Below are 18,743 nucleotides of genomic sequence, written 5' to 3'. Positions count from 1 at the left end.
GATATTGAATCGCGGCTGTCCCGCCAAGACCGCGCTGCGCGCTTTCCAGCGGAATCGCAGGCGGCGTCCCGCGGCAGCCTTGCGTTGCCGCCTCAAACCATTACCTTGTCGAGCATACCCTTCGCCCAGGAAAGCCGAGCCGCTACGTTACATGACCTTTATCGAATCTCATCTCGCGCCCGCCGCGCGCAAAAGCGGACAGATCAAGCTGCATGGTCCCAAAGATTTCGAGGGCATGCGCGCCGCGGGCCGGCTGACGGCGGAGGCGCTGGACATGCTGGTCGAACACGTCCAGCCGGGCGTGACGACGCAGGCGCTCGACGATCTGGTGTTCGACTTCGCCATGGCGCATGGCGCCTATCCCGCGCCGCTCGACTATCGCGGCTACCGGAAGTCGATCTGCACCTCGATCAACCATGTCGTCTGCCATGGCGTGCCGGACAACAAGCCTTTGCGCGAAGGCGACATCGTCAATATCGACGTGACGTTCATCCTCGACGGCTGGCACGGCGACGCCAGCCGTATGTTCGCCGTCGGCGAAATTCCACGACGGGCGCAGCGACTGATCGACGTGACCTATGAGGCGCTTGAGCGGGGCGTCGCCGCCGTCAAGCCTGGCGCGACGACCGGCGACATCGGCGCGGCGATTCAGCATTATGCCGAAAGCGAGCGCTGTTCGGTGGTGCGCGATTTTTGCGGCCACGGGCTCGGGCGCGTATTCCACGACGAGCCGAATATTCTGCACTATGGCGTCAAGGGCGAGGGCGTCGAGTTGCGGCCGGGCATGTTCTTCACCATTGAGCCGATGATCAATCTCGGCCGGTCGCAAGTGAAAATCTTGTCGGACGGCTGGACGGCGGTCACCCGCGACCGCTCTCTTTCCGCGCAATTTGAACATTCCATCGGCGTCACCGAAACGGGCGCGGAAGTCTTCACAAAATCGCCGGCGGGGCTCGATAATCCCTCTGCCGCGCGCGCCGACGCATGAAGAAGGCGGCTGACGCCGCATCCAGCGACGGCTCAGGCCTGCGCGATTCCGCGCCCCACTACCACGGTCACCGGCAGCGTCTGCGCGATCGCTTCATGGACGCAGGCGAAGCGGCGCTTGCCGATTACGAAATGCTGGAGCTGCTGTTGTTTCGCGCCATCGCGCGGCGCGACGTGAAGCCGCTCGCCAAGGCCTTGATCACGCGCTTTGGCTCCTTCGCCGAGACGGTCGCGGCGCGGCCGGAAAGGCTTCGTGAGGTTGAGGGCCTCAGCGAAGCGGCGATCGTCGAAATCAAGCTTGTGGAAGCTGCGGCGAAACGCCTGGCGCGCGGCGCCCTGCAGAAGCGTCCTGTGCTTTCCTCATTCATGGAGGTGCTCGACTATTGCCGAACGGCGATGGCTTTCGCCGAGCGGGAGGAGTTTCGCATCCTGTTCCTTGATAAACGCAACGGGCTGATCGCCGACGAGGTGCAGGGCGTCGGCACCATCGACCATACGCCCGTCTATCCCCGCGAAATCGTCAGACGTGCGCTGGAGCTTGGCGCGAGCGCGCTCATCCTGGCGCATAACCATCCATCCGGAGATCCGACGCCATCGTCCGCCGACATCCGCATGACGAAGGACATCGCCGCCATCGCGCAGCCGTTCGGCATCACGGTCCACGACCACCTCATCGTCGGCCGCCATGGCCATGCCAGCTTCAGAGGGCTGAAGCTCATTTGACGCGAAGTCCGTCAACAGGCGTCAGGATTGACGTGACACCTTCAAAAACGGGCTGAGCGTATTGTCCTATTTCGTCACGCCGCTGATTATCGCCACTGCGCTCTTCATGGAGCAGCTCGACGGCACCGTGCTCGCCACGGCGCTGCCGGCGATGGCGGCCGATCTTCACGAAGATCCCGTGGCGCTGAAACTCGCGCTGACGTCCTATCTTCTATCGCTCGCGGTCTTCATTCCGCTTTCGGGCTGGGCGGCGGATCGCTTTGGCGCGCGGCGCGTCTTTCGCGCGGCGATCATCGTTTTCACCTTCGGCTCCATTCTTTGCGGCCTGTCCAATTCGCTCGGCGCGATCGTGGCGTTCCGGATCGTGCAAGGCCTCGGCGGCGCGATGATGACGCCGGTCGGACGCCTCGTGCTGCTGCGCACCGCGCCGCGCCACGAACTTGTGCGCGCCATGGCCTATCTCACCATCCCGGCGCTCATGGGCCCGATGATCGGCCCGCCGATCGGCGGCTTCATCGCGACGTATTTTCACTGGCGCTACATCTTCTGGATCAATGTCCCGATCGGGGCGCTCGGCGTCATGCTGGTCACGCGCTTTATTCCAAATATGCGTGAGGAATGGACGCCGCCGCTCGACGTCGTCGGCGCGATCCTTTCAGGCGTCGGCCTCTCCTGCCTCGTCTTTGGCTTCACGATCGCGGGGCGCGGCTTCGCGCCGGCGCCGGTCGTGGTTTTGATCGTCGCGCTCGGGGCAGGGGCGCTCTTCGCTTATGTGCGTCACGCCAAACGCGCGCCCTATCCGATCGTCGATCTCGATCTCTTGCAGATCCCGACATTCCGCGCGGCCGTCTTTGGCGGCTTTCTGTTTCGCGTTGGCTTGGGCGCAACGCCCTTCCTGCTGCCGCTGTTGCTGCAGGCGGGCTTCGGACTCTCCGCCTATGAAGCGGGGCTTCTGACCTTCGTTTCGGCGGCAGGCGCGATGGCGATGAAAACGACCGCGCAGCCAATCCTGCGGATTTTCAGCTTTCGGCGGGTGCTGATCGTCAATGCGCTCATCTCCTCGGGCTTTCTCGCCTTCAACGCCAGTTTCACGGCGGCGACGCCGCATTTGGTCATCATGGGCGCGCTGCTCGTTGGCGGCTTTTTCCGCTCGCTGGAGTTTACGGCGCTCAACGCCATCGCCTACGCCGACGTCGATCAGGACGCGATGAGCCGCGCCACGAGTTTCGCCTCCGTCGCGCAGCAATTGTCGCTGTCGACGGGCGTCGCCATTGGCGCGGCGGCGCTGGAGGCGACGCGCGCGCTGCGCGGCGGCGGCGCGCTGCAGGCGGCGGATTTCACGCCGGCCTTCATTGCCGTGGCGTTGATCTCGATGTTTTCGGTGATGAGCTTCCTGCCGCTGGCGCCCAATGCGGGCGACGACCTGACCGGGCGCCGAAAACGCGTGTAATCTCACGGGCGATCGACGGGCGAAGAACTCTTGCCGATGAGGATCGCGAGCGCCAGATCGACTGAAAGAGGACGTTATGTCGAGCGCAGCTCAAGGCTTCATCGCGGGGCTCCCGAAGGCGGAGCTTCACCTTCATATCGAGGGGACGCTTGAACCCGAGATGGCCTTCGCGCTCGCCGAGCGCAATGGCGTCAAACTCCCGTACGCGTCGGTCGAGGCGATGCGCCGCTTATACGATTTCCAAAACCTCGCGGACTTTCTCGATCTCTATTATCAGGCGACGCAGGCGCTCTTGACCGAGCGAGACTTCTACGATCTGGCGCGCGCATATCTCGACCGCGCCCGCGGAGAGAACATCCGCCACGTCGAAATCTTTTTCGATCCGCAAGCGCATATGCGTCGCGGCGTTCCCTTCGGAGCAGTCTTGGAGGGATTGAGCGCAGCTCTGAACGACGCCGCGCGCGAGGGCGGGCCGACGTCGCGCCTCCTCATGTGCTTTCTGCGCGATCTCGACGCGGCTGACGCAATGGCCACTCTCGAAGCGGCGCGCCCCTGGCTCGATCGCATTACCGGGATCGGACTGGATTCGGCGGAAGTCGGAAATCCGCCGGGCAAGTTCACCGAGGTCTATGAGCGCGCCCGTTCGCACGGCCTGCGCGCCGTGGCCCATGCGGGTGAAGAGGGACCCGCCGCCTATGTCTCCGAAGCGCTGGACCGCTTGAAGGTCGAGCGCATCGATCATGGCGTGCACGCGATCGATGACGCAGCCCTGGTTCAGCGGCTCGCGCGCGAGCGGGTTCCGCTGACCGTCTGTCCGCTGTCGAATATACGCCTTCGCGTCTACCCAGATATGCGCGCGCATCCGATTCAGCGGCTCTTCGAGGCAGGCGTCGTCGTGACCGTCAATTCCGACGATCCGGCTTATTTTGGCGGCTATGTGAACGAGAACTACCGCGCCATTCAGCAGGCTTTCGCATTAGGAGCAGCCGAGCTGACGCAGCTCGCAAAAAACAGTTTCGCGGCCTCGTTTCTTTCTGACGATGACAAGAAAGAAAGGATCGCCGAGGTCGACGCCTATGCGCGTGCGCATGGCGCCTAAGCGCATCGCCTATTCGAAGCGCCGCCCGCGAAAGCCTGTCGCCAGCACATAGAGCTCGGCCGAACCCGCGCGGCTCGCCGCCGGCTTGACGTGCCGCACGGTCGCGAAATCGCGCTTGAGGCGCGTGAGCAGCTGGCCTTCGGTTCCGCCTTGCAGCACCTTAGCGATGAAGAAGCCGCCTTCCGCGAGCACGTCGCAAGCGAAATCAGCGGCAAGTTCGGCCAGAGCGACGATGCGCAGATGATCGGTCGCCCGATGCCCGGTGGCGTTCGCGGCCATGTCCGACATCACGCCATCGGCGTGGCCTCCCAGCATTTCTCTGATGAATTCCGGCGCGTCGGGATCGTTGAAATCCTTCACCGCGAATTCGACGCCGTCGACCGCCTCCATGTCGAGAAGATCGACCGCGACGACTTTGCCCTTGCCCTCTTTCGCCTTCACATGCGCGGCGGCGACCTGTGACCAGCCGCCAGGCGCGGCGCCAAGATCGACGATGCGGCCGCCCGGCTTAAAGAGATGATAGCGATCATCCATCTCGATGAGCTTATAGGCGGCGCGCGAGCGGTAGCCCTCGCGCTTGGCGCGCGCGACATAAGGATCATTGAGCTGGCGCTCCAACCAGAGCGTCGAGGAGAGCGACCGCTTGCGCGCGGTCTTGACCCGCGTCTTGAGCGATCGTCCGCCTTCGCGCCCCGACTCTTTCGTCATGCGAGCACCTTGTCGCATGGGCTAAAGACGCCGCCCGGCGCCGGCTCCATGACGATGTATCGATCGTGGAAGGCGTGCAGCGTCGAGCGATGGCCGATCGAGACGATCGTCGTGCCCGGCAGCCGCTCGCGCAGCATCGCGTAGATCTCTTCTTCGAGCTGCTCGTCGAGCGCCGACGTCGCTTCGTCGAGGAAAAGCCAGTCCGGCTTGGCGAGAAGCGCGCGGGCGATGGCGACGCGCTGCTGCTCGCCGCCTGAAAGCCGCTGACCCCAGTTGTTTTCCTCGTCGAGGCGCTCCACGAAAGGCGCAAGCCGCGCAGCGCGCAGCGCCTCCTGCACGTCAGCGCGCGAGTAGTCGTCGACGTGGCCCGGATAGACGATGGCGTCGGCCAGCGCGCCCATCGGGATATAGGGCCGCTGCGGCGCCAGCATCACCTTCGCGCCGCGCGGAGTCAGCACTTCGCCCGAAGCATAAGGCCAGATGCCGGCGATGGCGCGAAACAGCGTCGACTTGCCGGAACCCGACGGGCCGGTGAGCAGCGCCGACTGGCCGGCGGCGAGCGTCAGATCGTCGACCGTCACGATCTGGCGCCCGTCAGGCAAAGCAAGCGTCAGCCCGCGCAGGCGAATATCAGCGCCGTCGGTCGGAGAGACAATCTGCGTCGCGGACGTCTGCCGGCGGGCCGTATCGATCGCGTGGTCAAAGGACGACAAGCGGTCGAGCACGGACTTAAAATTGGCGAGAGAGGTGTAATAGTTGACGAAGAAGGTCAGCGCGCTCTCCACCCGCCCGAAAGCGCTCGCCGTCTGCGTCATGACGCCCAGCGTAATGCGCCCGGCGAAATAGAAGGGCGCCGTGATCACGTAAGGGATGATCGGCGACATCTGCCCATAGGTCGAGGTGAACACCATCAGCTGCTTGCGCTTTTGCACGATCGCCAAATAATTGACGATAATGCCGGCGAAGCGCCGGAGCAGCGAGCCGCGCTCGGCAGGCTCGCCGCCGAGCAGCGCGATCTGCTCGCTGTATTCGCGCATACGCGCCAGTGAAAAGCGGAAATCCGCCTCGCGTCTCTGCCGATCAAAGTAGAGCCCGGTGAGAGAGCGGCCGATAAGATGCGTCACCAGCGTTCCCACCGCCGCATAGAGCAAGACCACCCAGAAGAGGAAACCGGGAATATAGATGTCAGTTCCAGGCAGCGGATAATTGCCCGACAAGTCCCACAGCACATAGGCGAAGGAAACGAGCGAACTTAAGGTGGAGATCAGCAGGATCGAATAGGTGTAGACGCCGTAGCCTTCCTCCCCGCCGCTGATGAAGCGATTGACGTCTTCGGCGATACGCTGGTCTGGATTGTCAGCGCCGCTTCCGGCGAGCGCCATGCCGTAATGCGTGTGCGCGCCGAGCCAGCGCTCGATGTAATGCCCCGTCAGCCAACGGCGCCAGCGGATGATCAGCATCGACTGCAGAACGAATTCTATGATCACGGAGGCGACGTAAACGAACGCCCATGGCGTGAACACGTAGAGGAGCTGTCGCCAGAACTCCCCGGCGTTCTTCTCCTGAATAGCGTTGAACCAATCGCGATTAAAGAAGGACAGGCGCACGGTAATGCCGACCTGTCCTTGATTGAGGAGCACCAGCACCACCACCATCGCGATGGCGATGGCGCTCTCACGCGCCGCAAAGGGCCGGAACGGCCAGACGCGCCCCTCGCCACGATCGCGCGAACTGAAATAGAGATCGGCGATGCGCGTCATCTCCTGGACGACTGGAATATGCGAGATCGCGTAAACGATGATCGAGAACACCGCCACGGTGAGCGGCATGGTTTCGGGAGGCGCATAGTCTTTCAGCGACTCTGGCCACAAGCCTTCCGCCTGGGCGAGGCCGATGAGTCCGAAGACGATCGTCTCCGTTGAAAAAATGAAGGCGAAGATTTTCAGGAAGCTCGACATGTCGGCCGCGCGCCATGTCGTATAGGCGCAGAGCGCCGCCGCGGCGACGAGGACGAATAGGCTGGAGTCGCCTTTATGGGCGCCGACCAGCGCGGTAAGCGCCGCGAAGACCGCGACCGCCACGCTCAATTTCCGCATCTTTCACCTTGGATGTGAGAAGCCGTTCGGCTCGCCGCGACCGCGTCGCCGGCGATTGCCGTCTAGCCCCATGATAGAGGAGTCAGTCCTCTTCAGGAATGACCGCGTCGCCATTGACATGCGCGACAAGCACGGGCGAGGCCTTAAACGTCAGCACACGGCGCGACGTTATCGTGGCCTCGACGCCAGTTTTGGGATTGCGGCCAATGCGCTCACGCTTGGCGCGCACGTTGAAAGTCCCGAAAGACCGCAGTTTTACGGATTCGCCGCGGAGCAAAGCTTCGCTGATCTCGTCAAAAGTCGCGTCCAGGATTTTGCGGGCTTCGGCGCGGGACAGCGATGGGCAACAGCCATAGACGGCTTCTCGCAGCGCCGCCCGCGTCAAGGTGCTGCCTGGAGCGGTTCTCCTTACCATGCGAAGAGAACGCCCAATGATCGTTCTGTCGGGACTGGGCTGAACACAACTCCCCCTCGAAGCTTCTGGCAATCGCAACATCGCAATAAATGGGCGCTGAACCCATGGCCTCATAGTACGCATAAATAACCGATTTGCAAGGGCGATCACGTGTTCTACGTCCCGGTGAAACAACCCCGGACGCGGACCTGCGGGCGGGCGATGGCGGAACCCTCAAACGGCCAGTTTCACCTTGTGCTGCGCCACCGGGATCATGGCGCGAATTTTACGAATGCGTTCGACGTCCACATAGGACGATACGAGCCCCGGCCCTTCGGAAGCCTTGGCGACGACTTGGCCCCAAGGGTCGGCGATCAGAGAATTGCCGTATGTGAAGCGCGTCTCATGCCCGGCCTTATGCGCGCCCGTTTGCGCCGGCGCGCAGAGATAGGCCTGCATCTCGATCGCGCGCGCGCGGCACAGCACTTCCCAATGGTCCTTGCCGGTCACCAGCGTGAACGCCGCCGGCAGCGCGACGATATCCGCGCCCTTATCCGCGAGCGCCTGGAAGAGATATGAAAAGCGGAGGTCGTAACAGATCGCGCAGCCGACGGTGACGCCCTCGCAGTCATAGGTGACGACGGAGTCGCCCGGCTTGAACGCCGCGCTCTCGTGATATTTCGCCCCGTCGGGCGCCGTGATGTCGAACATGTGGATCTTGCGGTAGCGCGCCACCTCCTCGCCCTCGCGGTTGAAGGCGACGCTGGTGTTGTGCAACCGCTCCTCGCCAGGCGCTTTTTCAAGAATCGACCCGGCGTGTATGAAGACCTTGTGCTCGCGCGCGAGGGCCTGGCACATTTGATAGGCGGGACCGCCCGGCAGCTCCTCGGCGGCGGCCATCTTCTCGGCGCGCGAGCCGCCGATGAAATCGAAGACCTCAGGAAGACAAATCCAGTCCGGACGCTCCTGAACAACGGCGCGCTCGATCAAAGCGCGGGCGTTGGCGAGGTTCAAGGCCTTGTCGCCAACGGAATTCATCTGAACCAGAGTAACCTTCATCGACCGCCCGATTGTTTCGCCGTTGCTCCCGCGACTCCCAGTCGCATCCTAACGAATAGCGCCGCTCGCTCATTATACGTCGCCGGCGCCGAAGGTATAGGTCGAATCGCGTTTAGCGCGACAACGTCGCCGATCGGTTGAGATCGTGAAAGCCGGCGCGCAACGCTGCAATGCAAAATTCGACCATTTGCGCGCTCGTCGGAGTCGGGCGATCGGCGCACTCCACCATCAGCCGCGGGTGGCAGTAGCGAATACAGGCGGCGTGCACCAGCCGCGCCGCGAGCTGCGCATCGCCGTCAGCGAATTCGCCGCTCTCCATGCCAGAGCGAATGACGTCCCCGAGCGCGGCGTCGATTCGGTCGATGTGATCCGAGATGATCGGCCAATTCTCGTCCAGCGCCGCTTCCACCATGTCGTGCAGCTTGCGGTCGGCGACGTAGCGCTCGGCGTTCATCGCCTCATTGGACAGGATGAGCGCGCGCAGCCGCTGCTCCGCCGAACCAGGTCCGTGCGCGATGCTCTGCGCCGACTGTTCGACTTCGTTCATCAGATGGCGGGCGACGGCGGCGTTGATTTCCGATTTGGCGCCAAAGAAGCGATAGACGTTCGCCGGCGACATCCGCAATTCGCGGGCGATGTCGGCGACCGTGGTCTTTTGGAAGCCGATCTCGCGGAAGAGCCGCTCAGCGGTGGCGATGATTCTCGCGCGCTGCTCGGTCTCGCGCGCGTTCTGCGCGCTTGCTCCCATCACGCTCATTCGGCCGCTCCCCTCGCCAGCGCGTCGGCCAGAGTCTGGACTCGCGCGCCTTTGGCTTCGGCCAATCCCTCGCCAAGATGACGGCGGAACCATGTCGCGTAAAGCGCCGGCAGGAAGAGAACGGTGAGAAAAGTGGCGACAAACAGCCCGCCCATGATGGTCAGCGCCATCGGCCCCCAGAAGGCGGAGCCCGACAGCGGAATCATGGCGAGAATCGCCGCGAGCGCCGTCAGCGCGACAGGACGCACCCGCCGAATCGTCGCGCCGATGATCGCCTCACGATATTTCTCGCCGCGCTCGAGGTCTTGTCGCACCTGATCGACGAGAATGATCGAATTGCGCATGTCCATGCCCGAGAGCGCGATGAGGCCAAGCAGCGCGACGAAGCCGAACGGCGCGTGAGCGACATTGAGCGCGAGCGACGCGCCGATGACGCCGAGCGGCGCGCTCACCATCACGAGCGCGACGCGCGTGAAGTTCTGGAGCTGGAACATCACAATGGTCAGCATGACGAGGCCGACGAGCGGAAAAACCGCAAAGATCGACGCGTTGCCTTTTTTCGATTCCTCGATCGCGCCGCCCATCTCGATGCGATAGCCCGGGGGAAGATGCTCGCGAATCTGCGCAAGCTGTGGCCAGATGCGCATCGTCGCATCCGGCGCCTGCACGCCGTCCTTGACGCCGGAGCGCACCGTGATGCTCATGTCGCGATTGCGCCGCCAAAATATCGGCTCTTCGTGGTCGTAGACGATCTTCGCGACCTGCGAGACCGTCACCGCCTTGCCGTCGCGCGCATAGATTACCATGTCGCCGATCCTCGAGAGATCGCCGCGCTCCTGAGGAATGGCGCGCGCGACCACTTCGACCTGATCGATCCCGTCGCGCAACGTCGTGATCGTCACGCCGGAAATCGCCAGACGCAGCCTGTTCGACACATCCTGCGGCGTCAGCCCGAGGAGCCGCGCGCGATCCTGATCGATGACGAGGCGTACGCGCGGCGTCTGCTCGTTCCAGTTGAGATGCGGATCGTCGACGCCCTCGTCGCCGCGCATCACGTCGCGCACCTGATAGGCGATGGCGCGGACGGTCGCCGGATCGGAGCCGACCACGCGAAACTGCACGGGAAATCCCACCGGCGGTCCGTAATAGAAGCGATCGACGCGCGCGCGCGCCTGCGGCAAAGCGCCGTTGGCGATGGCGGTCTCCAGCTTCTTCTTCAAGCGCTCGCGCGCCTCGATGTCCTTGGCGACGATGACGATCTCGGAATAGGCTTCGTTCGGGAGCTGCGGATTGAGGCCGAGCCAGAACCGCGGCGGTCCCTGTCCGACATAGCTCGTGTAGAGGGCGGCGTCCGGATCGTCCTTGAGGAGCGCCTCGGCTTGTTTCGCGGCCTCGAGCGAAGCGCCGATCGACGAACCTTCAGGAAGGCGCAACTGGAGGAAGAGCTCCATGCGCTCTGCATAGGGGAAGAATTGCTTGGGAACGACGAAGAAACCGAAGACAGCGAGCGCGAAAACGCCGATCACGCCTGCGATCACAACGCCGCGATAGTCGACCGCCCAGGTGACGACGGCGCGGAGCCAGCGATAAAAGGGCGTCCGATAGATCTCGTCCGGATCGCGATGCGGATGCAGCTTGGCGAAATCGGGAAGCAGTTTCACGCCGAGATAGGGCGTGAACATCACCGCGACAAACCATGAGGCGATCAGCGCGACGAGCAATACCCAGAACATCGAACCCGTATATTCGCCGACTGCGGAATTAGCGAAGCCGACGGGCAGGAAGCCCGCGGCGGTCACGAGCGTGCCGGTCAGCATCGGAAAGGCCGTCGACTCCCAGGCGAAGGTCGCAGCTTTGATCCGATTGAAGCCCTGCTCCATCTTCACCATCATCATCTCGACGGCGATGATCGCGTCATCGACAAGAAGGCCGAGCGCAATGATCAGCGCGCCAAGCGAGATGCGCTGGAGATCGATGCCGAGCGGCCCCATGAAGATGAAAACGATGGCGAGCACCAAAGGCACGGACAGCGCGACGACGATGCCGGTCCGAAAGCCGAGCGAGACAAAACTCACGCCGAGCACGATCACCAGAGCCTCGAGGAACGAACGCGTGAATTCGCTGATCGCCTCCTCGACGACCTTCGGCTGATCGGCGACCTGGTCGATGTCAATGCCAACCGGCGTCTTGCCGCGTATCTCCTCGACCGCTGCGCCGACGTTCTCGCCGAATTTGAGGACGTTGGCGCCCTTTCCCATAACCACGCCGACGACGATCGCCGGTTGGCCTTTAAAGCGTGCGAGAAAACTCGGCGGGTCTTCGAAGCCGGCATAGACAGTGGCGATGTCGCCGAGGCGGATCACCTTGCCGTTCGCTTCGATGGGAATCGCGGCGATGGCGTCCGCGCCTTTAAGATCGCTCGTCACCTGAACCCGCACGCGGTTCGACGACGTCTCGAAAACGCCGGCGTCGTTGATGGCGTTCTGCTTGGCGAGCGAATCGAAGACGGCCTGAGGCTGGATCGCCAGGCTCGAGAGTTTCGCCTCGCTGAATTCGACAAAGATGCGGCGTTCCTGATCGCCATAGACGTCGACTTTGATCACATCCTGCACGGCGAGCAGCCGTTGGCGCAGCGTCTGGACCACCTTGTCGAGGACATGATAGTCGGCGCCGTCGCCGGTCACCGCATACATCACCGTATCGACGTCGCCATATTCGTCATTTACTTGCGGGCCGCGCACGCCGGCCGGAAGCGTCGGCGCGATGTCGTCGAGCTTCTTGCGCAACTGATAGAAGAGCTGCGGCACATCTTTTGGCGGAGTCGTGTCCTTGAAGGTCACCTGCATCGCCAGAAAGCCTGGCTTGGTATAGCTCTCGATCTTGTCGAGGAAGGGCAGCTCCTGAAGCTTCTTCTCCATCAGATCCGCGACCTGATCGCGTATCTCGGTGGCCGTCGCGCCTGGCCAGGAGGCCGTGACGACGGCGACCTTGATGGTGAATGACGGATCCTCGGCGCGTCCCAGCCGCATGTAGGAATAGACGCCGGTCAGACTGATCGCGATCATCAGAAACAGCATCAGCGTCGGCCGTTGAACGGCCCAGCGTGAAAGGTTTACGCCAGCCATCGCCGCACCCTCAAAGCGATTGCCGCGAGATCACGCGGACTTTTGTGTTGGGATCGAGCTTGTGGACGCCGAGGACGACGATGTTGTCGCCGTCCTTGACGCCGCCGGCGACTAGCGCGGCGTCGGCTTCGAGGCGCACCAATGTTACCGGAACGAGCTGCAAGTTCCCTTCGCCGTCAACTTTCCAAAGCGAGGGTCCTGCGCCCTGATTGTAGATCGCCGAGAGCGGCACGCTGACGACGGGCTGCGCATCCGAAGCGGAAATGTGCAGCGTGGCGCTCATTCCCAGCGCGACGGCGGCATCCGGGTTAAGGATAGAGAAGCGCGCCGCGAAGGTGCGCGTGACCGGATCGGCGGCGGGGCTCAGTTCGCGCAACTTGGCGCGATAGACCGCGCCGGGCTTCGACCAGAGCGTCAAGGTCGCCTCGCCCTTTCCAGCGGCCGCGGCGAACGCCTCCGGCAGCGCGACGGCGGCTTCCAATTCGCCGGCATGGGCGATGCGCACGGCAGGCTGCCCCGCCGCGACCACTTGCCCCGGGTCGACCAGCGTTTGCGTGACGACGCCGTCCGCCCCGGCGCGCAGCGTGGCGTAGTCCAGCGCGTTGCGGGCGAGCTCGACCGCGCGTTCGGCCCGACGGAACCGCCCGCGCGCCTCCTCGCCGCCGGCGCGCGCCCGATCGAGCGCCGCCTGGGCGGTCCAGCCCTTGGCGCGCAGTTCGGCGGCGCGCCTTTCATCGGCGACGGCCTGAGTTTGCGCCACCCGCGCCGCGGTGAATTCGGCGTCGGACTGCTCCTTCTGCAGCCGCAGATCCTGCTCGTCGAGCGCCGCAATCGGGTCGCCAGCCTTCACCCGCTGACCAACTTCGACAAAGCGCTTGACCACCTTCCCGGCGATGCGAAAACCTTGGTCGGACTCGACCCTGGGGCGAATGGTGGCGACAAATTCGCGCGCCTGCGATTGCGCGGCGTAGCGCGCCGGCGCGACCAGCACCGGTCGCTCGCTCTCTTGGGCGGCCCGCTCGCCCTTGCCGTCGCAGCCGGCCAGCGCCGCGGTCAGAATTGCAGCAAGCGCACAAAGACTCGAGCGATAGTTGAGCATTGAAGCCTGTCCATTGACGCCAGAGCTGCATTGAGTTCCTTCTGACGATTTTCAATAATCGTCAGCCGTCAGCCGTTGGTCAATAGGAAAGACAAATTTGTTGAAGCGAAATCTTGTTCCAGGCGCTGGCTAAACCGGCTTGGCCCGCGACTGGACGCGCCCCGGCGCAGCCCGGACGCCTTGTCGCGAGGAAATGATTCTTCTATACGCGGCCTGCTCTTGCGGCCGGGTGAGCGCAACACAATCTTGGGAGAGCTAAGCGTGAAGGATCGCGCGGCGGGCTCATGGCGAGCCGCCGTCCTTCGCCTTTTGAACCGGACCGCTTCGGGGTTCGGCGTTCACCAGCGAAAGGAAACGATATGGGCAAAATTATCGGCATCGACCTCGGCACGACCAATTCCTGCGTGGCCGTCATGGAAGGGTCGAGCCCCAAGGTCATTGAAAACGCCGAAGGCGCCAGGACGACGCCTTCGATTGTCGCCTTCACCGACGACGGCGAGCGCCTCGTCGGCCAGCCCGCCAAACGTCAGGCGGTGACGAACCCCGACAAGACCTTCTTCGCCATCAAGCGGCTGATCGGCCGCACCTACGATGACCCGATGACCAAGAAGGACATGGGTCTCGTCCCCTATAAGATCGTCAAGGCGAATAATGGCGACGCCTGGGTCGAGGCGTCCGGCAAGCAATATTCGCCGTCGCAGATTTCCGCCTTCATTCTGCAAAAGATGAAGGAGACGGCCGAGGCCTTTCTCGGCCAGACGGTCACGCAAGCCGTCATCACCGTCCCCGCCTACTTCAACGACGCTCAGCGCCAAGCCACCAAGGACGCCGGCAAGATCGCCGGGCTCGAGGTGCTGCGCATCATCAACGAGCCCACCGCGGCGGCGCTCGCCTATGGCCTCGACAAGAAGCAGTCGGGCACGATCGCCGTTTATGACCTCGGCGGCGGCACATTCGACGTGTCGATCCTGGAGATCGGCGACGGCGTCTTCGAGGTGAAGTCGACGAATGGCGACACGTTCCTCGGCGGCGAAGACTTCGATATGCGTCTCGTCGAATATCTCGCGGGCGAGTTCAAGAAAGAGCAGGGCATCGACCTCACGAAGGACAAGCTCGCCCTGCAGCGCCTCAAGGAGGCCGCCGAAAAGGCCAAGATCGAACTCTCGTCGGCGACGCAAACCGAAATCAATCTGCCTTACATCACCGCCGACGCTACGGGACCCAAGCATCTGACGCTGAAGCTCACGCGCGCGAAATTCGAAGCGCTCGTCGACGATCTTATTCAGCGCACGGTGGAGCCCTGCCGGAAGGCGTTGAAGGACGCCGGACTGTCGGCGGCCGACATCGGCGAAGTGGTGCTTGTGGGCGGCATGACCCGTATGCCCAAAGTGCAGGAGGTCGTGAAGCAGTTCTTCGGCAAGGAGCCGCACAAGGGCGTCAACCCTGACGAAGTCGTCGCCATCGGCGCCGCGGTGCAGGCGGGCGTGCTGCAGGGCGACGTGAAGGACGTGCTGCTGCTCGACGTGACGCCGCTATCGCTGGGCATCGAGACGCTCGGCGGCGTGTTCACGCGCCTCATCGACCGGAACACGACGATCCCCACCAAGAAGAGCCAGGTGTTCTCGACGGCCGAAGACAATCAGACCGCCGTCACCATCCGGGTCTTTCAGGGCGAGCGCGAGATGGCGGCGAACAACAAGCTGCTCGGCCAGTTCGACCTCGTCGGCATTCCACCGGCGCCGCGCGGCATGCCGCAAGTGGAAGTGACCTTCGACATCGACGCGAACGGCATCGTCAATGTCACGGCGAAAGACAAGGCGACCAACAAGGAACAGCAGATCCGCATCCAGGCGTCTGGCGGCCTCAGCGACTCCGACATCGACAAAATGGTCAAGGACGCCGAGGAGCACGCCGCGGAAGATAAGATCCGCCGCGAACTTGTCGACGCCAAGAACCATGGCGAGGCCGCGGTCCACGCCGCCGAGAAATCCGTCGCCGAATTCGGCGACAAGGTTTCCGGCGCCGACAAGAGCGCGATCGAAGCGGCCATCGCCGCGCTGAAGAGCGCGGTCGAGGGCGACGATGCGGACGCGATCAAGGCCAAGACCAACGAATTGAGTCAGGCCTCGATGAAGCTCGGCGAGGCGATGTATAAGGCGCAGCAGGCTGAGGCTTCGGGGACTGGCGGGTCTGAGGAGGCGCCCAAGGACGACGTGATCGACGCGGAGTTCAAGGACGTCGGCGACGACAAGAAGTAAGCCGGGACTGGCCATAGCCGCTTCGATGCGGTAGCGAAACGGGAACCCGGCGCGAATACGCCGGGTTTCCTTGCGTTCATGTGATCGCGGCCAGGCCCGCCGCGCACCATCAGAAATCAAGCATGTCCAAACGCGACTATTACGAAGTTCTGGGCGTCAGCCGCACAGTCACGGAAGTCGAATTGAAGATCGCCTTCCGCAAGGCTGCGATGCAGTGCCATCCCGATCGACACCCTGGCGACAAGCAGGCGGAAGCGCGTTTCAAGGAATTGAACGAAGCCTATCAGTGCCTGTGCGACCAGCAGAAGCGCGCGGCATACGACCGTTTCGGCCATGCCGCCTTTGAACAGGGCGGCGGCTTTGGCGGAGGCGAGGGCTTCGGCGCCTCCATGGCCGACATTTTCGAGGATCTGTTCGGCGACGTCATGGGGCGGCGCAGCCGTTCGGGCGGCCGCGAGCGGGGCTCGGATCTGCGCTACAACATGGAGATTACCCTCGACGAGGCCTATCACGGCAAGGCCGCTTCGCTGAAAATCCCCACCTCGGCGACCTGCGACGCCTGCTCGGGAACGGGCGCGAAAAAGGGTTCAAAGCCCAAGACCTGCACAACCTGCGGCGGCATGGGACGCGTGCGCGCCCAGCAGGGCTTTTTCGCGATCGAGCGCACCTGTCCGACCTGCCAGGGGCGCGGCGAGACGATCGAGAATCCCTGCCCCTCCTGTTCCGGGACGGGGCGCAAGACGATCGAACGCTCGCTGTCCGTCAATGTGCCGCCGGGCGTCGAGGACGGCACGCGCATCAGGCTCGCTGGCGAAGGCGAGGCGGGCCTGCGGGGCGGGCCGCCCGGCGACCTCTACATCTTCCTTTCGGTGAAGCCGCATCCGTTCTTCCAACGCGATGGGGCGGATCTCTATTGCCGCGTGCCGATCTCGATGGTGCGTGCGGCGCTCGGCGGCGAGATCAAGGTCCATGCGCTCGACGGCTCCGAGGTGAAGCTCAAAATTCCCGAGGGCGCGCAGTCCGGACGCCAGCTCAAGGCCAAGGGCAAGGGCATGCCGGTGCTGCGCGGGCGCGACCAAGGCGACCTGCATGTGCAGATCAGCGTCGAGACGCCGCAAAAGCTCACCAAGCGGCAAAAGGAGCTCCTCGCCGAATTCGAGGAGGAGTCCTCGCTTGACACGCATCCCGAGGAGACGGGCTTTTTCGCGCGGATGAAGGATCTGTTCGGGGGGTAGCGCCAGAGCGCTAAAGACGCCGCGTTGTTTTTGACGCGCGGCTCTCCTATCATCCGCCCAACGGCCCTCCGATCGCGGGGGCCGTTTGCGCGTTTTTATCGCGCCGATCGGGAGGGGCGCTGTTGCCGCACAGAACGCACAAAGCCAGTGGGCGCGCGAGGCTCGTGGATAACGCGCGCTTCATCCGTCAATGGATCGAAAATCCGCGCCTCATCGGCGCCGTTTCGCCGTCCGGACGCGCGCTGGCCAAGACGATGGCCGGCTTCGTCGAACTGGATCGAGACGGCCATATCGTCGAACTCGGTCCCGGCACCGGGCCGGTGACTCAGGCGCTGCTCGCGCGCGGCATCGCGCCCGAGCGCCTCGTCCTCGTCGAATATGAGAGCCGGTTCTGCCATCTGCTCTCCGAACGCTTCCCGGGCGTCAACATCGTGCAAGGCGACGCCTATGGCCTCAAGGCGACTCTCGACGGCAAGGTTCCGGGAAAAATCGCCACCGTCGTCTCCAGCCTGCCGCTCCTGGTGCGGCCGGAGCGCGATCGCGTCGAGCTGTTGAATCAGGCCTTCGAACTGATGGGCGACGAGGGGCTCTTCATCCAATTCACTTACGGCCTGACCAAGTCGCCGATGCCCATGCACGCCAGCGGCGTCAATGGCGCCTATGTCGGCAAGGGATCGCCCCCGGTCGTGCTCAACATCCCTCCGGCAAGAGTCTGGCGCTATCGCAAAGCGGGTTACGCCGGCTTCGCCGGAAAGCGCAAGGCGTGAAGGCGCGGGAGCGCCTGATCGTCGCGCTGGACGTCGAAAGCGTCGACGACGCGCGGGCGATGGTCGCGGCTCTGGGCGAGACGGTCTCCTTCTTCAAGGTCGGCATGGAGCTCGCCTATGCGCCGGGCGGCTTCGACTTCGCGCGTGAACTGAAGGCCGCCGGCAAGCGCGTGTTTCTGGATCTGAAGCTTCATGACATCGGCGTCACCGTGGAGCGCGCGACGCGCCAGATCGCCCGGCTCGGCGTCGACTTTCTCACCATCCACGCCTTTCCCCAGACGATGGCGGCGGCCCGCGCGGGGGCCTCGGACGGCGCGCTCAAGCTCCTCGCCGTGACGGTGATGACCTCCTATGACGACGCGGATCTGAAAGAAGCGGGCTACGCCTGCGGCGTCGCCGAACTCGTCGCGCGCCGCGCCAGACAAGCCAGGGAGACGGGCGTCGACGGCCTCATCCTGTCGCCGATGGAGCTTGCGTCCATAAGACCGCTGGTGGGCTCGGACATGCTGCTGGTGACGCCGGGGGTGCGGCCGGAGGGCGCCGACGTCGGCGATCAGAAGCGCGTCATGACGCCGCGGCAGGCGGTCGCGGCCTCCGCCGACTATATCGTCGTCGGCCGGCCGATCACGCGCGCAGCGGACCCCGCAGCGGCCGCGCAAGCGGTGGTGGGCGAGATGGCCGGCGCCTGATCGAGGTCCGTCGGATGCCCTATGACAGCAACGCCGACCTGCCGGAGAATCTCCAGCACATTCTTCCGGAGCACGCGCAGGACATCTATCGCGAAGCCTTCAACCACGCCTTCGACGCCCATCGCGGCGACCCGCGGCAGGAGGAGGCGGCGCACCGCATCGCCTGGGCCGCGGTGAAGCGAAGCTACGTCAAGACCGAGGCGGGCTGGGTGAGGCGTTAGGAAGGACGTAGGGCGCGCTGGCCTGCCTTGAGCGTGGGTGCTAAAACGCGGGCTTGTCGAATCCTTACCCCGATTC

Annotated in this window: 16 protein-coding genes; 9 read left to right on the top strand and 7 right to left on the bottom strand. The window is 63.9% G+C overall.

Features of this window, described 5'->3' with window-relative positions; genetic code table 11:
• The first annotated feature begins 151 nt into the window (after nt 1–151).
• The 4 genes from map (at nt 152) to ACR65W_RS10215 (ending at nt 4,259) form a co-directional block, all read left to right on the top strand.
• Entirely contained in the window at nt 152–988 is an 837-nt protein-coding gene (gene map, locus ACR65W_RS10230) for a type I methionyl aminopeptidase (protein ID WP_434497433.1), read from the top strand.
• Complete coding sequence (gene radC, locus ACR65W_RS10225) at nt 985–1,710, top strand: RadC family protein (RefSeq protein WP_434498309.1); 726 nt, start codon at nt 985–987, stop codon at nt 1,708–1,710. The genes map and radC overlap by 4 nt, the downstream gene beginning before the upstream one ends.
• Nucleotides 1,711–1,771: 61 nt before the next feature.
• Complete coding sequence (locus ACR65W_RS10220; protein ID WP_434498308.1) at nt 1,772–3,160, top strand: DHA2 family efflux MFS transporter permease subunit; 1,389 nt, start codon at nt 1,772–1,774, stop codon at nt 3,158–3,160.
• A 76-nt stretch (nt 3,161–3,236) separates the two neighbouring features.
• Entirely contained in the window at nt 3,237–4,259 is a 1,023-nt protein-coding gene (locus ACR65W_RS10215) for an adenosine deaminase (RefSeq protein ID WP_434498307.1), read from the top strand.
• Between the two features lie 9 nt (nt 4,260–4,268).
• Here ACR65W_RS10215 and ACR65W_RS10210 read toward each other — a convergent pair whose 3' ends face one another.
• From ACR65W_RS10210 to ACR65W_RS10180, 7 genes are all read right to left on the bottom strand, one after another.
• Entirely contained in the window at nt 4,269–4,967 is a 699-nt protein-coding gene (locus tag ACR65W_RS10210; RefSeq protein ID WP_434498306.1) for an RlmE family RNA methyltransferase, read from the bottom strand.
• Entirely contained in the window at nt 4,964–7,063 is a 2,100-nt protein-coding gene (locus ACR65W_RS10205; RefSeq protein ID WP_434498304.1) for an ABC transporter ATP-binding protein/permease, read from the bottom strand. Before ACR65W_RS10205 ends, ACR65W_RS10210 begins: the two co-directional genes overlap by 4 nt.
• Nucleotides 7,064–7,145: 82 nt before the next feature.
• The gene (locus ACR65W_RS10200) at nt 7,146–7,478 is read right to left on the bottom strand and encodes an integration host factor subunit alpha (RefSeq protein ID WP_124737291.1); all 333 of its coding nucleotides are present in this window, start codon (nt 7,476–7,478) and stop codon (nt 7,146–7,148) included.
• A gap of 213 nt (nt 7,479–7,691) precedes the next feature.
• The gene (locus tag ACR65W_RS10195; RefSeq protein ID WP_434498303.1) at nt 7,692–8,516 is read right to left on the bottom strand and encodes a carbon-nitrogen hydrolase family protein; all 825 of its coding nucleotides are present in this window, start codon (nt 8,514–8,516) and stop codon (nt 7,692–7,694) included.
• A 112-nt stretch (nt 8,517–8,628) separates the two neighbouring features.
• On the bottom strand, nt 8,629–9,273 hold the full coding sequence (locus ACR65W_RS10190; RefSeq protein WP_434498302.1) for a TetR/AcrR family transcriptional regulator: 645 nt from the start codon (nt 9,271–9,273) through the stop codon (nt 8,629–8,631).
• A complete protein-coding gene (locus tag ACR65W_RS10185; protein WP_434498301.1) occupies nt 9,270–12,398 on the bottom strand; it encodes an efflux RND transporter permease subunit in 3,129 nt (1,042 codons plus the stop codon). Before ACR65W_RS10185 ends, ACR65W_RS10190 begins: the two co-directional genes overlap by 4 nt.
• A 10-nt stretch (nt 12,399–12,408) precedes the next feature.
• Nucleotides 12,409–13,497 (bottom strand): efflux RND transporter periplasmic adaptor subunit, encoded by a 1,089-nt coding sequence (locus ACR65W_RS10180; protein ID WP_434498300.1) that lies wholly within the window; start codon nt 13,495–13,497, stop codon nt 12,409–12,411.
• A gap of 359 nt (nt 13,498–13,856) precedes the next feature.
• Here ACR65W_RS10180 and dnaK point away from each other — a divergent pair, with 359 nt between their 5' ends.
• The 5 genes from dnaK to ACR65W_RS10155 all read left to right on the top strand — a co-directional run bounded on the left by dnaK (nt 13,857) and on the right by ACR65W_RS10155 (nt 18,667).
• Entirely contained in the window at nt 13,857–15,755 is a 1,899-nt protein-coding gene (gene dnaK / locus ACR65W_RS10175; protein WP_434498299.1) for a molecular chaperone DnaK, read from the top strand.
• Nucleotides 15,756–15,877: 122 nt separating this feature from the next.
• Nucleotides 15,878–16,990: a molecular chaperone DnaJ gene (dnaJ, locus tag ACR65W_RS10170; protein ID WP_434498298.1), complete on the top strand. Its 1,113-nt coding sequence runs from the start codon at nt 15,878–15,880 to the stop codon at nt 16,988–16,990.
• A gap of 164 nt (nt 16,991–17,154) precedes the next feature.
• Complete coding sequence (locus ACR65W_RS10165) at nt 17,155–17,757, top strand: class I SAM-dependent methyltransferase (protein ID WP_434498297.1); 603 nt, start codon at nt 17,155–17,157, stop codon at nt 17,755–17,757.
• The gene (gene pyrF, locus ACR65W_RS10160; protein ID WP_434498296.1) at nt 17,754–18,446 is read left to right on the top strand and encodes an orotidine-5'-phosphate decarboxylase; all 693 of its coding nucleotides are present in this window, start codon (nt 17,754–17,756) and stop codon (nt 18,444–18,446) included. The genes ACR65W_RS10165 and pyrF overlap by 4 nt, the downstream gene beginning before the upstream one ends.
• Nucleotides 18,447–18,460: 14 nt before the next feature.
• Entirely contained in the window at nt 18,461–18,667 is a 207-nt protein-coding gene (locus tag ACR65W_RS10155; RefSeq protein ID WP_434498295.1) for a ChaB family protein, read from the top strand.
• Nucleotides 18,668–18,743: the final 76 nt, after the last annotated feature.

It is taken from the genome of Methylocystis sp. (assembly GCF_051062815.1).
Classification (GTDB): domain Bacteria; phylum Pseudomonadota; class Alphaproteobacteria; order Rhizobiales; family Beijerinckiaceae; genus Methylocystis.
Note: the sequence above shows the minus strand (reverse complement) of the source record. Positions and strands in the feature narration are given on the sequence as shown.